Below are 14343 nucleotides of genomic sequence, written 5' to 3' on the forward strand. Positions count from 1 at the left end.
GGCTTTGAAACACTCTTTACCGGATAACGACTTTGTTCAGCGCAGTCATGTCGGCCTGCGTCTATTGTCGTATATTTTAGGATTCAGTTTTATCGTTACGATGGCAACATCGTCATTTATTTTATTTTCGGATTACAAGCGTGGCGTGTCGCAGGTCAGCCACAACCTCAATCAAATCCAGTCGAGTTATCAGCAAAGCGTCAGCTACAGTCTGTGGAACTTTGATAATCGCCAGATAGAATCTCAACTGAACGGTATTCTTAACTTTCCGGGCGTTGTTTACGTCTACATTGAAAGCCGTAATAAACTGATCCAAAGCGCCGGCGATATATATGCCCGCACGGATCATCAGTATTCATTCGAACTCACCCATCAGAGTGCAGCTCAGTCGTATCAGTTGGGCAGCTTGTACATCAATGTTGATTACTCTGGCCTCTATGATGATTTAAAACACAAAGCCGTTAACATCCTCGTCAGCCAGTTTCTCAAGACCTTCTCAGTTTCTATTTTTGTACTTTTCATGGTGCGCCAGTTAATCACGCGACGCTTGTCGACTATGGCTGAATGGGCCGGCGCTTTTAACCTAAAAAATCTTGATCAAGAGCTCATTTTTCCCGGCAACAGACAACGTAATGACGAACTGGATATGGTGGCTGCGGCCATCAATCAGATGAGGAACACCCTCAAACTCGACATGATTGAACGCCAAAAGTCACAGCAACAACTGGAAGACACCAAAGAACAACTATCCGTTGCTATCGACAACGCTGCACTCGGTTTTTGTCAGTATTATTCTAATCAAGACCGCCTGACTTGCAACAATCATTTTGCTCGCCAGCTAGCCACCACTCAGACCGAGCTTGAATCTATGGCTCACCCAATGGATCGTTTCCGCGATCTCATTCGAGGCATTAAAGGGCCAGAACAGCGCGAACGCATCAATCAACTCTTATACGGGCGGATATCGCGAATTCACGGTGAATTCACTATGGTAAACTTCCGCAATGAAAAATGTTACTTTGATATTACTTTTCAGATCATTCAGTACAACGAAAGCCGCCCTCATGAAGTTTTGATTTGTATCGTCGATAAGACCAAAGAGCATACGGCAAGCCGCCAGGCTCAAGAATTAGCAGTTTCATTAGAGAACAAGGTCACGCAGCGAACAGAAGAGTTGTATGACGAACAGCAGCGCGCCAATGCTACCATTCGTAAACTACAAACCCGCTTAGACCGCATGGAAGCCGACAGCAGTAATGTGACACAAATGCACTTTGATAGCCTGCTGCTTAAACAACTAGATAAGCTCTCAGAAGAAAATGATATTGATGCGACTTCTTCTTTAGCCGTATACCAACAGTATTTAAATATCTCGCTGAACGATCAAACAATCGCTCTTGATATGGCTTCTTGCATTCAAAGCTGGTTACGAGAATCCGATACTTTCAAAGATATTCAAACAAACACGAAGTTGCCCTTCTCACTAATGATGAATGAAAACCCTGGGTTGGTTGTCTTTCAATTAGAGCACCTGCTTGAGCAAGAGCCAGTATTAGCAAATTGCCGTCAATTCGAATTAGAACTCCGTGTCGATCATGATATGGCTCTAGTGGTCGCCACCTTTGATCTCGTCAATGATATTGAAGAAGCGCCCGAACATAAGCACGGAGATCTCTGCCACTTTATTGTGACATCTCGCTTCCATGGTGAATTCTCGCGCAAACTAATATCCCCAGGTCGTTTGGAAACGCGCTACAGCTTCTCGTTGTTTCCTGATCAACCGGACGTTTGAGGGCGACTACTTGCAAACGATAGGCAAAAAAAATCCGGCTATAAGCCGGATTTTTTTGCTCTACTAAAACTTAAAAAGAGAAATGTTCATCTTTCATTTGCATCAGAGACTTCGGATCTTTCAACATCATCTTACCGTGACCTTTAGCTCGTGGAAGCATGCGATCGTAGTAGAATTCAGCCGTCTGGATCTTAGCGCGATAGAAATCAGCGTCGCCGCCGCTCTTCAATTTAGAGAAAGCAGCGTCCGCCATTTTCGCCCAGAAGAACGCCATCACGATGTAACCAGAGTACATCAGGTAATCAACCGATGCTGAACCGACCATATCGCGATCTTTTGATGCTTTAAAAGCAATACGCATAGTGCTAAGGCGCCATGCCAACATAGAGCGCTTCAATTGTTTAATAAATGTCTTCATTTCTGCTTTGTTCTGATGAGTTTTAATAAACTCACTAACCACTTCGCGGAAATCATTGAATGGCTTCAACTTGCCCATCAATACTTTTCGGCCAAGTAAGTCGAGCGCCTGAACACCGGTTGTACCTTCGTACAACTTGGCGATCTGCGTATCACGGATAATCTGCTCCATGCCCCATTCTTTAATGAAACCGTGACCACCGTATACCTGCACGCCGTGGTTAGCCGCTTCATAACCAAGTTCAGTTAGAAATGCTTTCAAAATTGGGGTTTGGAAACCTAATTTATCATCCCAATCTTCATAACCTTTGGTATCCCCACGATCATGAGCAGCTGTCATCTTATCGGCTAGCATCGCAGCGTAATACAGCATCGCACGACCACCTTCTGCAATCGCCTTCTGAGTCAGAAGCATACGACGTACATCGGGGTGAACTATAATGGCATCAGCTACTTTGTCCGGGCTCTTCTTGCCACTCAATGAGCGCATAGAACGGCGATCGCGTGCGTATGGCAGTGCACCTTGGAATGACAGTTCAGCCGCGCCAACACCTTGAATAGAGGTACCGATACGAGCGGTGTTCATGAAGGTGAACATGCACTGCAAACCTTTGTTTTCAGGTCCGATCAGGAAGCCTTTAGCGTTGTCAAAGTTCATCACACAGGTTGAAGAACCGTGAATACCCATTTTGTGTTCGATAGAACCACAAGTAACTGGGTTGCGTTCGCCCAATGAACCATCAGCATTCACATTGAACTTAGGCACGATAAACAAAGAAATACCACGAGTACCTTCTGGAGCATTTGGTAGACGTGCTAATACGATGTGCACAATATTGTCAGTGAAATCGTGTTCACCAGACGAAATAAAGATCTTAGTGCCGGTTAGGTTGTAGCTACCATCCGCATTTAATTCTGCCTTAGTTTTTACTTGGCCTAAGTCAGTACCACACTGTGGTTCTGTTAAGCACATAGTGCCGGTCCAGCGTCCTTCAGTCATTGGCACTAAGTAGGTTTGCTTTTGTTCTTCAGTACCGTGCATATACACAGTATTCATAGCACCCATAGACAAGCCTGGGTACATGTTCCAAACCCAGTTGGCCGTCGCCATCATTTCAGACTTAACAACGCCTAGAGATACTGGCAAACCTTGGCCACCGTAGGCCACAGGAGCAGACATACCCTGCCAACCACCATCAACATACTGTTGATATGCTTCTTTGAAACCTTTAGGGGTAGTTACTTCACCATTGTCGAAGACACAGCCTTCATCGCCCACTTGATAAAGTGGAGACAGTACTTCTTCACTGAAACGTGCAGCTTCGCCAAGAATCGCATCAACCATTTCAGGAGAAGCTTCTTCGCCACCTGGGATATTTTTGTAGTGAGATTGAAAATCAAAAACGTCGTTAATCAAAAACTGAATGTCACGCATAGGCGCTTTGTACTGAATCATTAAAACCATCTCTTCTTATGGAGGTGTAAACGGTGGCATTCTTACAGCCGAAAGCCGCCTAGCCATTGGCTAGACTGCCATATATAGGCGTCAAATGGGTGAATTGACGAAGAATCGTAAACCTATCGTCTGAAAGCAAAACGCCCACCAGTGTATGGTGGGCGCTTGAATTGCACTATGACGATTTGAGCCGGGATAGTGTTACGCGGGTATTGCTTCTTTAGTGCGCTTTGCTGCCTCTTCGTCTTTCAACTCACGACGTAAAATTTTACCGACAGGTGTCATTGGTAACTCGTCGCGGAATTCAATATGGCGGGGCAGCTTGTAACCTGTGAGGCTCAAACGGCAATGGGCCATAATATCGTCTGCAGTGAGGCTCTTATCGATAGCGACAACAAATAGCTTAACGGCTTCTCCCGTCTTCACATCTGGAACACCAATAACCGCACAGTTTTCAACCCCAGGATGCGTTGCAACTACGTCTTCAATCTCATTCGGATAAACGTTAAAGCCAGAAACCAAAACCATATCTTTAATGCGATCAACAATTTTAACAAAGCCATCGTCATCAATCACGGCAACGTCGCCAGTACGCAGCCATTCGCCGTCTGGAGTAAATGATTCCGCAGTAGACTCTGGACGATTCCAGTAGCCCTTCATGACTTGTGGGCCTTTAACACATAACTCGCCGCGCTCGCCAATCGCCACTTCGTTGCCTTGGTCATCAATGCACTTTAATGCAGTACCAGGAACTGGCTGACCAACGGTACCTAGTCGCTCCAAACCACCCGTCGGGTTAACACATACGACAGGAGAGCATTCAGTTAAACCGTAGCCTTCAGAAATACCACTTCCGGTCAATTGTTTCCAACGTTTGGCGGTGTCCGCCACCAGCGCAGTCCCCCCAGACAAGGTCAGTTTCAGTTCACTGAAATCGCAGTTCTTGAATTCAGGGTGGTTCATCAAAGACACAAACAAGGTATTCAAACCAACGAAGCCGGTCAGCTTATGAGGTTTGATCATACGCACAAACATGCCGGTATCACGAGGATTAGCGATAAGAATACTCTGATCACCCATCTCAAATAAGGCCATCAAATGTACAGTAAATGCGTAGATATGATACAGCGGTAACGGTGCAACAACCTTAGCACCGCCCTCAGGTTTGATCAGCTTTCCACTCTCGTCTACCTGCATAAGCAACGACCGCGCCTGTTGCATGTTAGCGATCAAATTCTGATTGGTTAATTCTGCACCTTTGGCAACACCGGTAGTACCACCGGTATACTGCAAAATGATTGTTTGCTGAGAACCAATCAAATGCTCTGCACGATAACGACCCGCACGCGCACCCAACTTTAGGGTTTTACGAAAGCTAACAGCGTCCGGCAGGCTGTAACTACGCACCATTTTCTTAACATGCTTCGTAGCAAAGTTAATCAGTGCTCGCTTTGGCTGCGGTAGCATATCGGCCAAGCTGGTAACAATAACGTGTTTCAAGCCGGTATCTTTTAATACGTTTTGTACAGATCGAGCGAATACATCCATACATACCAATGCTTTCGCACCCGAATCGTTGAATTGATGCAGCATCTCACGTTCGGTATACAGCGGGTTGGTGTTCACGACCACCATGCCCGCACGCAGAGCACCATACATAGCAATTGGAAATTGCAGAATGTTAGGCATTTGGATCGCAATACGATCACCCGCTTTCAGTGTGGTGTGATTTTGCAGGTAAGAAGCGAAAGCCGCGCTATAATTGTCAATATCACGGTAACTCAGTGTATGACCAATGCTGGTGAATGCAGGACGATCAGCGTAACGTTTGAAAGCACTCTCGATCACCTCTACAACGGAATCGTACTCATCCAAATTAATAGTATCGCTTACGCCAGGGGCTCTTTTACCATTCCAGAATTGTGCTTCCACGTCGGTTGCTCCTCATAGACTTATGTCATTGTTTTTTTAATGACAAGACTATGACGGAAAGGACATCTAAGTAACAGTGGATTTCGTGACATGATTCTGGTCATATAACGCCACGGAACTTTGGAGTTTTAACGTTTTCTATGTCGAGCAGCAGCATTAGTGCCGCATCACGCGCCTTTATTTCAACTGAATACCTGTCCCAGTTAATCGACCTACTGGCCCAGCAAGGTATAAATACTGCGCAGTTATCGCAAGGCACTGGCTTGTCTGTTAAATCGCTAGCCTCTCCGGAAGAGTTTATTTCACCGCTGCAGTACCACAAGGTCATTGAAAATGCGCTGATTTTGAGTGGCGATCCTTTACTAGGTCTTGAGCATGGCAAACGCATGAGTATTTCAAGTCATGGGTTCTTAGGATTCGCCATCATGGCCAGCGACAATCTTGGGCAAGCTCTATCTCTCGCAATTCGTTACGCCCGCACTCGTACTCTTCTGGCTGATATTCGATTTATCCACGATGACGACTCAGCGATTATTCAAATCAACCGCTTAGCAGCCATGCCAACGACCTTCTCATTTGTCGTGCACAACATTATTTCAACCTTTGTGACAATTGCTCGCTTTCTTACCCGCGACGAACAGGAATTAAACGCCATTGTGCGCCTAACTGAAAAACCTGCACGTCCTGTATCCTGCTACGAAGGATTATTGGGATTGCCGGTGCATTTACAGCAAGCACACAACCAACTCTGCATTCCTCGTAGCTTACTCGACATCAAAGTCTCCACAGCGAACAACACTGCACGACGGATGGCCGAAACCGAATGTGAAAAGTTGTTGTCGGAGCTGGATAGCGGACAGGACCTAGTAACACGCATTCGACGTCAACTGGAAAAAATGGACGCATTTCCAACGTTAACGGTTATGGCATCAACCTTAAGTTCCAGCCCACGTACGATTAATCGCAAGCTAGCCCAGCTAAATACGACGTATCAAAACATTGTCGATGAAGCTCGGCGCGAGCAAGCGATGCACTTGCTGCAGAATACGAGTATTAGTGTCGAAGAGATTGCTCATCAGCTTGGCTATAACGATCCCTCCAACTTTGGCCGGGCGTTCCGCCGTTGGCTAGATATGTCTCCCCGTACATTTCGTAAACAGACACAGAAAAATGCTTAATAGTGTGACCTAGTACACAGTCGGGTAACGCTGTGTAACCAAATCACAGCAACATTACGACATACTTCTGGCGCTGTGCGTCTAATATCGTATTATGACGCCATCCGGTGGCAATCACTCACCATAAAAAAGAATAAGAGAAATAATGAGTAATATTCACTTCCCTAGCGGTCAGCGGCCCGTATATCAGCAGCTGTCAGCCCTGACGAATGACTATTTCAAAGCGGCTGATATCAGCAAGACGGGCGATAAAACATTACATAATAAAGCGCTCGTGATACTGGCTATGTATACTTTTTCGTACTCAGCACTGTATTGGCTGCCAGGTAACTGGGTTATCGCCGCTTGGCTATTACACGGCGTTGCCACAGCACTAGTAGGCTTTAACATCATGCATGATGGCGCGCACGATTCTTTTAGCTCATCGCGTAAACTGAATCGTCTTATGGCGTTAACCTTCAACTTGATTGGTAGCAATCGCTTTTATTGGGCGCAAAAGCACAACCGTAATCATCACGCCTTTACTAACGTCGATGAAGCCGATGAAGATATTGATGCCCTAGGCCTATTTCGTATGAGTCCACACCAACAACGCCTACCATTCCATCGCTTTCAGCACATATACGTGTGGTTTTTGTATCTCATCACAACCTTGTTCTGGTTCTTTGCTCTGGATTTCAAAGCCTACAAAAGCCAAAAAATAGCTAAACGTGCTTATAGCCAGCCCATGTCATTTGGTGATCACGCTGAGTTTTGGGTATCTAAAGCCGTCTATCTCTGCATATACCTAGTACTTCCTGCCCTAGTTATGACAACTGAACAGGTCATATGGGGCTTCCTGATCATGCATGCAGCATTAGGATTTTTATTCGCAGTCGTCTTCCAACTGGCACATGTTGTCGACAAAGCAGAATTCCCACGCCCTGATGAAAACGGTGTATTACAAGACGAATGGGCCGTGCACCAAATGCGAACTACGGTTGATTTTGCCACTAACAATCGCTTCCTAACCTGGGCATTAGGCGGTTTGAATTTCCAAGCAGAACATCATCTATTCCCGCGTATTAGCCATGTTCACTACCCTGCTATTCACCCATTGATTGACAAAAAAGCCAAAGAACTGGGGTACGAATTACGCAGCTACCCAACGCTCTGGGCCGCATTAGCGGGGCATTATTGCCACTTGCGAGATTTGGGGCGGTATGACTCCACGGAGGCCAGTTCGCAATCTGATCCGCAGACCTGTTAGAATGGTGTAACACTCAAGCAAGAGAGGGTTCGAAAATGGAACAACCAATTCACACACTCAACAGTTTGTTTGACCAGTTAGGATTACCCTCCAGCGATAGCGAGATTGCTAGATTTATTGAACGACATAAGCCGGTAGGTGACGCCGTCTATATCCATCAAATGTCTTTCTTTAATGAATCACAACAGGCATTCTTGCAGGAAGCTGTTGAAATTGACGCCGATTGGGCTGAAGTGATCGATACCTTAGACAGCCTGATACGACACGAAGCAGATATTCGTCCCTCTTAACTTAAGGGCTGATGAGCAAGGTATCTCATCAAAATAGTACCAATAATAAAAATAAGCCCGAGCATAACGACTTGGGCCATTAGCAAAGGAGGTTTTACCACCTCATGCATCAGCTTCTGAAACAACAACTTCAAAAATTCATTTCAGAAGATGCGCCACTCAGTGACGATATGTTTGCCCTGTTGGCCTGCATCAGTAATACCTATAGCGCCAACGAGCTAGAACGCGTTCAGCTTGAAGAGTCGCTAGAGATGAGTGCGCGCACCTTAATCGAACGTAATGATAGCCTTATTCGCAACTTAGAAAACCAGCGTCAAGCGCAAGGAAATCTTGCGCACTCTTACGAAATTCTAAATGCGACATTAAATGCCTCCAAAGAAGGCGTATTGGTCGTTGGTCACGATGACGCTCCTATTGCTTTCAACAGTCGCTATATAGAGTTAGTAATGCTCAATCAAGAGCGTATGAGCACTATGTCGGGCGTCGATTTATTTCGTAACTTTTTAAGTCTCGCGACGAATCCGAGCTTACTATACAAACAAGTAGACGCATTAAGTGCGCTTGGTAGCGATAGCCATGAAGTCTATCGCATGAAAGATGGCCGTTGGTTAGAGGTTTATGCCTGCCGTCATAGCGTCGCTGGATTAATCTGGATGCTGCGCGATATCAGTGAGATTTACGAAAAAGAAGCCACTATTACCTTCCAAGCGTACCACGATAGCCTAACGGGTCTGCCGAATCGCGTACGCCTGCAAGAGCGTCTAGAGCAAGCCATTACGACATCACAACGGAAGCGCCGACGCTTTGCACTTTGTTACCTAGACCTTGATGGCTTTAAAACCATCAACGATAGTCTTGGTCATAACTATGGTGACGAATTACTAAAAGAAGTATCCGCACGCTTACAAGCGAATCTCAGAAAACAAGATACCCTAGCTCGCGTTGGCGGTGATGAATTCGTGATAATATTCGAACAAGTTGAAGGCCATGAAGATGTCCTTACATTAGCTGAAGGCGTATTGAAAACCCTTTATGAACCTATTCGCCTTGATCGACGTGAATTTGTCATCGGTGCCTCAATGGGGATCGCTATGTATCCAACCGATGGTGAAGACTCGGGGATATTAATGCGCAATGCCGATATTGCTATGTATCGCGCCAAAGCTAATGGCAAGAACTGTTTCCACTTTTTTACCCCTGCACTTGAGCGCATTGCACTGCAGCGCATGTCACTAGAAACCAACCTCCGTAGTGCCTTAGAGAAGAACCAACTAGAGCTGTTTTATCAGCCGAAGGTATGTCTACGCGACCTTCCCGATGGTATGGAAACTGGCCATCTTCACAGTTTTGAAGCGCTACTTCGCTGGCCTCAAGCCAATGGCGGATTTATCTCACCAGAGAGCTTTATTCATATCGCTGAAGATGCCGGCATGATTGGGCGAATAGGCTATTGGATTTTGCAACAAGCTTGCGTGCAAGCCAAAGACTGGTACGACCAGGGCTACAGTGCCAACATCAGCATTAATATCTCGCCGCGGCAGTTCTTGATCCCAAACTTTCACTACGAAATTGTGCAAATCATTCGCGACATGAATGTTCCAGTCGAGCTGATCTCAATTGAGATAACCGAAAGCCTGTTAATGCAGGATTTAAGTCATGCCCGCGCGGTACTCGAATACTTCCGCGAAAACGGTATATTTATTTATCTGGATGATTTTGGTACGGGCTTTTCTTCACTAAATTACCTCAAAAATCTTCCTGTCGACGCGATTAAAATTGATCGAACCTTCGTCAAAGACCTTAGCTCAAGTAACGCAGACCAAGCAATTGCCGCTTCCATTATCACCCTAGGTAAAAACCTAGATATGCTAATTGTCGCGGAAGGTATCGAGAACGCCGAACAGGCAGATTTCCTTATTCGCAATGGTTGCGACCTTGCTCAAGGCTATTATTACGGTCATCCCGTTAGCGCAGAACAGGCAAGCTTGTATCTGCACCCAGCCGACCGAACTTGCGAGCGACTTGCCAAACGCCAACGTTGCCTATAAATTCCTGCCTCCATGCACGAGTTGAGAGGCAGAGATTATTGTGAAGTATCCCCACTTTATCGCGATTGATGGCAGCTCTTATGAAGAAGATGCACACCCAATAGCGATTGCTTGGTCACTCGATGATGGCTCAATCAAAACTACACTGGTCCAACCAGACGACGATTGGGAAGACTGGGACTACGCACTCGAAGATCTCCACGGCATCACTCAAGACACCCTATTCCAGCGCGGAGAAACGGGATGGTCGGTTATTCGCGAACTCGAACACGACCTAGAACAGCCCTTCCTGATCGCCGAAGATATGGAACGAGTGACTCAGTTACTGGATAAACTCTACGATAGCTGCGGCCGCGAAGTGAGCATGGAAATTGGTCGTTTAAGTGACGAAATCACCAATCCAAGTGGCATTTCCGAGCTGTATGATGATCTTGATTTCAGCCACCAGCCTTGTGACGAACGCGTACGATTGATGCTGGAATTATGGGCTCGCGAACACGCCTAAATAGGAATTTAAACAATCAAATATGAGCGCTTAGAACACGAAATAACCACTAAACGCTCATATATGATCACTTATATTTTACGAAAATTTGCGCCAATCTCCGCCGCCCAACTTGCCTCAATACCCGCATCGTCAGCATACTGAGACCAGGTTTTTAATACCTCCCCCACTTCACCGACTATCGCTCGAACACGGCGCTCACTGACATCCGCCGTTGCACCACAAGCAACCAGATCATCCAGCACAAATCCATCGCGTTTGCCGTTAACACTCATTTGATGACTAGATGTCCATTCACCGTTCGGATTATACGAATAGGTCACATCGTAGGCCGGAGACAAGCGCCACTCGCCGCGTTTATTCATCAAGAAGGCGATGTTTTTCGTATGGTCATCTTGATTACGTGCCATCACGTTAAACACCATACGACGAAATTGCTGCTCAAGTGCTAGGTGTAAATCCTGCAAGCCCATTTGGCGCATCACCCGAAACGCTTGTTCATACGAATACGCACCCGCCATATTAAAATCGAAGTGCGCAATACCACAGAGCGTTTGCATGTGCAGTTTATCTTTGCCGCCTATTCGATCAAAACGTTGTGTTAGAAAATGCGCCCGCCCGTTTTCTTCTAACAACTGACACGGCATCATGTCGATCCCAGCGGCTTTAGCCATTTGCGAGTAAGCATATTCGATACGAGTAAATCCTTGTGGATCATTCAACTCTTTATCACGGTTACCCTGCACACCATCGAACTTCAACAAATAATGCTCAAACCCTTCTGGGCAATCTAATTGCCCTGAGCGAACTTCTTGAGTTGCTTCATTCCAAGCAATAACCGCTTTAGCACGAGCACCTCCCGCCGACGTACCGACAGAAATAATCTGCTGCAACGCTTGCGTATCGGTCACAGAATCACTGGCAGAATGGCCAAGCTTGGCGGCCAAACTATCCTTCTGAGCTAAAGCACGATTCGCTAAATCCACCAGCTTGGACATTTCTAATTGCTGATCAGGAATGCGAGTGCGTGGAGTTTCTGGTAAATACTCAAGCGCGCCCATACCGCGAATACCCATATACAAAAGACGTTCCACGGGGTTAAAACTGCCCGGTTCACGATTCTGACTCACCAACCACTGATCTATCAGCAAATTACCGAATTTATCCGGCAACGAATCCGCCAACATACCTGGCAAACCCTTGTACGATTCTTTATTCAAAGCAGGAAATGAAAACACGCCGGCACCCAGCGGCATATGCAGTGGCGAAAGCTGAATGCCCGAGCGTAAAAAAGGCTTCGCGTATTCAAAGAAACCAAGCTGACGCTGCGCATCCCATTGCACAGCACCAATGGTTATTCCCCACAGGCGAACTTCTGCCACAGAAATCACGCGTCATCGCCCCATGACCAAGTGCCCTTATCTTCGGCGACCTGACGGCTGCCAGATGCACGCTGCCGCTCGCCGCCGTTATCGACTTGCGGCCCTGCACCGTTATTCTGCAAGCTCGCCATAGGACTAGGAGGCTGCGGCGGTAGTAACAAATCGAGCTGATCGACCACGCCTAGAGCACGCATTAAGGCAATAATATTCATTAAGCTGACGTTATCCGCCCCGCTCTCTAAACGCCGTAGCGTCGACAAGCTTACGCCCGAAGCCTCAGCCAGCTGCGCTTGAGTTAAGTTACGGCTCAAACGAGCACTGCGAAAACGCTCACCCAATTGCTCTAGCACGACTAAATTACTAACTGATGAGTATTCCATAAATATTCACATATGAATTATTAATAACAATATAGGCCACTATTAATCAAATATGAACACTTAAATTAGATAAAGTTTCCAGCAAGTAAGGATAAGCGTTGCGTCATGCCAGAAAAGCAGTAGAGTACCCGCTCTCGCTCAACCCCTATTCAGCATCGGCACAGTTTCATGGCTATAAAAGCAACCATCTACAAAGCGGAGTTATCCGTCTCTGATATGGATCGTCATCATTATCAGACCTATAACTTGACTCTGGCACAACATCCGTCGGAAACCACCGAACGTATGATGGTTCGTATTGCCGCCTTTGTATTAAATGCTTCTGAAAGTTTAGAGTTTACTAAAGGTCTGAGCACGGATGACGAGCCAGATCTTTGGCAAAAAAGCCTATCGGATGAGATCGAGCTTTGGATTGAACTTGGCTGTCCGGATGAAAAACGCCTGCGTAAAGCCTGCAGTCGTTCCCGCCAAGTCATCCTCTATGGTTATCATGGCAATGCTTTCGATATCTGGTGGCAGCAAAATCAACAAAAATGCAGCCGCTTTGATAACTTAACGGTCATTGCGCTGAACCCAACAGCAATAGAACAGTTGGATACCCTAGCCCAGCGGACCATGCGCTTACAGGCAAGCATCCAAGACGCTACCTTATGGTTAGGGAATACGGATCGTAGCATTGAAATTCAACCAACTGTTTTGCAAGCCGCGAAACACTGAGACTCAGCTATGGCAACGTTTTCAAATCTACTTACACACCCACTGCTGCTGCAACGTCTAGCGCAATTAAAATACGAATCCCCTACACCGATTCAGCTAGCGGCAATTCCTTTGGTACTGGCCGGTAAAGATTTAATGGCAGCGGCACCCACCGGAACCGGTAAAACAGCCGCCTTCGTATTGCCGGTATTACAACTGATGGCGCAACACCCGCGTCCACTCAATGAATACGATAAAGCCTTACCGCGAGTGTTAGTCATTGCGCCCACGCGCGAACTAGCACAACAGCTCGAAGCCAGTTTGAACCAATACGGCAAGCTAACCGACCAGAAAGTACTCATGCTTTGTGGCGGGCAAGATAACGCACGCCAGCGTCAAGACGCACTCAAAGGCTGCGACATTGTTGTCGCGACGCCAGGTCGCTTATACGAGCTGATGAATAACCGCATCCTCGATTTTGAAGCATTGCAGTGTTTGATTTTGGATGAAGCTGATCGCCTGTTAGATATGGGCTTCGCCGATGACTTACAACTGATTATCAAGCGCTTACCGGCAACCCGCCAAAACCTGATGTTCTCCGCGACATCAAGCGAGCCAGTACGTGAACTGGCCGCCATGATCATGCCCAACGCTACCGCCCTCGGTCAGGCCCAAGCAAACCGCACCAGCATTGATGTTAAGCAATGGCTCGTGCCGGTCGATCATACCGATAAAGGCAACGCGACCATCACCCTACTGCGCGAAAATAAATGGTCACAGGTGCTGATTTTTACTAAGACCAAAGCCGGTGCCGATGTTTTATTAGAGCAATTAAAAGAAGAAGGCTTTAAAGCCGAAGCATTACATGGTGATAAACACCAAAGCGAACGTAATCGTATTTTAAATGCCTTTAAAACGCATAAATTACCGATATTAGTTGCTACCGACATCGCGGCTCGCGGTTTGGATATTGCGAACCTACCAGCAGTGGTCAACCACGATCTTCCGCCAGTGGCCG

General features: G+C 46.6%; 12 protein-coding genes. 8 read left to right on the plus strand and 4 right to left on the minus strand.

Translation table 11 applies throughout. From position 1 onward, the window contains the following. The first annotated feature begins 4 nt into the window (after positions 1–4). Positions 5–1792: a hypothetical protein gene (locus tag UXZ23_RS08855; protein ID WP_320820237.1), complete on the plus strand. Its 1788-nt coding sequence runs from the start codon at positions 5–7 to the stop codon at positions 1790–1792. A 70-nt stretch (positions 1793–1862) separates the two neighbouring features. Here UXZ23_RS08855 and UXZ23_RS08860 read toward each other — a convergent pair whose 3' ends face one another. After that, entirely contained in the window at positions 1863–3665 is a 1803-nt protein-coding gene (locus UXZ23_RS08860; RefSeq protein WP_320820238.1) for an acyl-CoA dehydrogenase C-terminal domain-containing protein, read from the minus strand. 201 nt (positions 3666–3866) lie between these two features. After that, the gene (locus UXZ23_RS08865) at positions 3867–5597 is read right to left on the minus strand and encodes an AMP-binding protein (protein WP_320820239.1); all 1731 of its coding nucleotides are present in this window, start codon (positions 5595–5597) and stop codon (positions 3867–3869) included. A gap of 140 nt (positions 5598–5737) precedes the next feature. On the opposite strand from UXZ23_RS08865, the gene UXZ23_RS08870 reads away from it, so the two are divergent. The 5 genes from UXZ23_RS08870 to UXZ23_RS08890 all read left to right on the plus strand — a co-directional run bounded on the left by UXZ23_RS08870 (position 5738) and on the right by UXZ23_RS08890 (position 10867). Further along, positions 5738–6775 (plus strand): AraC family transcriptional regulator, encoded by a 1038-nt coding sequence (locus tag UXZ23_RS08870; RefSeq protein WP_320820240.1) that lies wholly within the window; start codon positions 5738–5740, stop codon positions 6773–6775. A 145-nt stretch (positions 6776–6920) separates the two neighbouring features. Then, positions 6921–8024, plus strand: a complete 1104-nt coding sequence (locus tag UXZ23_RS08875) for an acyl-CoA desaturase (RefSeq protein ID WP_320820241.1) — start codon at positions 6921–6923, stop codon at positions 8022–8024. A gap of 35 nt (positions 8025–8059) precedes the next feature. Beyond that, positions 8060–8314 (plus strand): DUF2789 domain-containing protein, encoded by a 255-nt coding sequence (locus UXZ23_RS08880; RefSeq protein ID WP_320820242.1) that lies wholly within the window; start codon positions 8060–8062, stop codon positions 8312–8314. A gap of 104 nt (positions 8315–8418) precedes the next feature. Beyond that, positions 8419–10362: a putative bifunctional diguanylate cyclase/phosphodiesterase gene (locus tag UXZ23_RS08885; protein WP_320820243.1), complete on the plus strand. Its 1944-nt coding sequence runs from the start codon at positions 8419–8421 to the stop codon at positions 10360–10362. 40 nt (positions 10363–10402) lie between these two features. Beyond that, positions 10403–10867: a hypothetical protein gene (locus UXZ23_RS08890; RefSeq protein ID WP_320820244.1), complete on the plus strand. Its 465-nt coding sequence runs from the start codon at positions 10403–10405 to the stop codon at positions 10865–10867. A 71-nt stretch (positions 10868–10938) separates the two neighbouring features. On the opposite strand, the gene UXZ23_RS08895 is transcribed toward UXZ23_RS08890, so the two are convergent. Then, entirely contained in the window at positions 10939–12258 is a 1320-nt protein-coding gene (locus UXZ23_RS08895) for a type II toxin-antitoxin system HipA family toxin (RefSeq protein ID WP_320820245.1), read from the minus strand. Beyond that, positions 12255–12629: a helix-turn-helix transcriptional regulator gene (locus tag UXZ23_RS08900; RefSeq protein WP_320820246.1), complete on the minus strand. Its 375-nt coding sequence runs from the start codon at positions 12627–12629 to the stop codon at positions 12255–12257. The genes UXZ23_RS08895 and UXZ23_RS08900 overlap by 4 nt, the downstream gene beginning before the upstream one ends. A 168-nt stretch (positions 12630–12797) precedes the next feature. Here UXZ23_RS08900 and UXZ23_RS08905 point away from each other — a divergent pair, with 168 nt between their 5' ends. Together UXZ23_RS08905 and UXZ23_RS08910 are read left to right on the plus strand one after the other, a co-directional pair. After that, positions 12798–13346 (plus strand): YaeQ family protein, encoded by a 549-nt coding sequence (locus UXZ23_RS08905; RefSeq protein ID WP_320820247.1) that lies wholly within the window; start codon positions 12798–12800, stop codon positions 13344–13346. Between the two features lie 9 nt (positions 13347–13355). Next, positions 13356–14343: DEAD/DEAH box helicase (locus UXZ23_RS08910; protein WP_320820248.1), on the plus strand; the 988-nt coding region annotated here is incomplete at its 3' end.

This window comes from Thalassolituus sp. (assembly GCF_034111725.1).
Taxonomy (GTDB): domain Bacteria; phylum Pseudomonadota; class Gammaproteobacteria; order Pseudomonadales; family Oceanobacteraceae; genus Thalassolituus.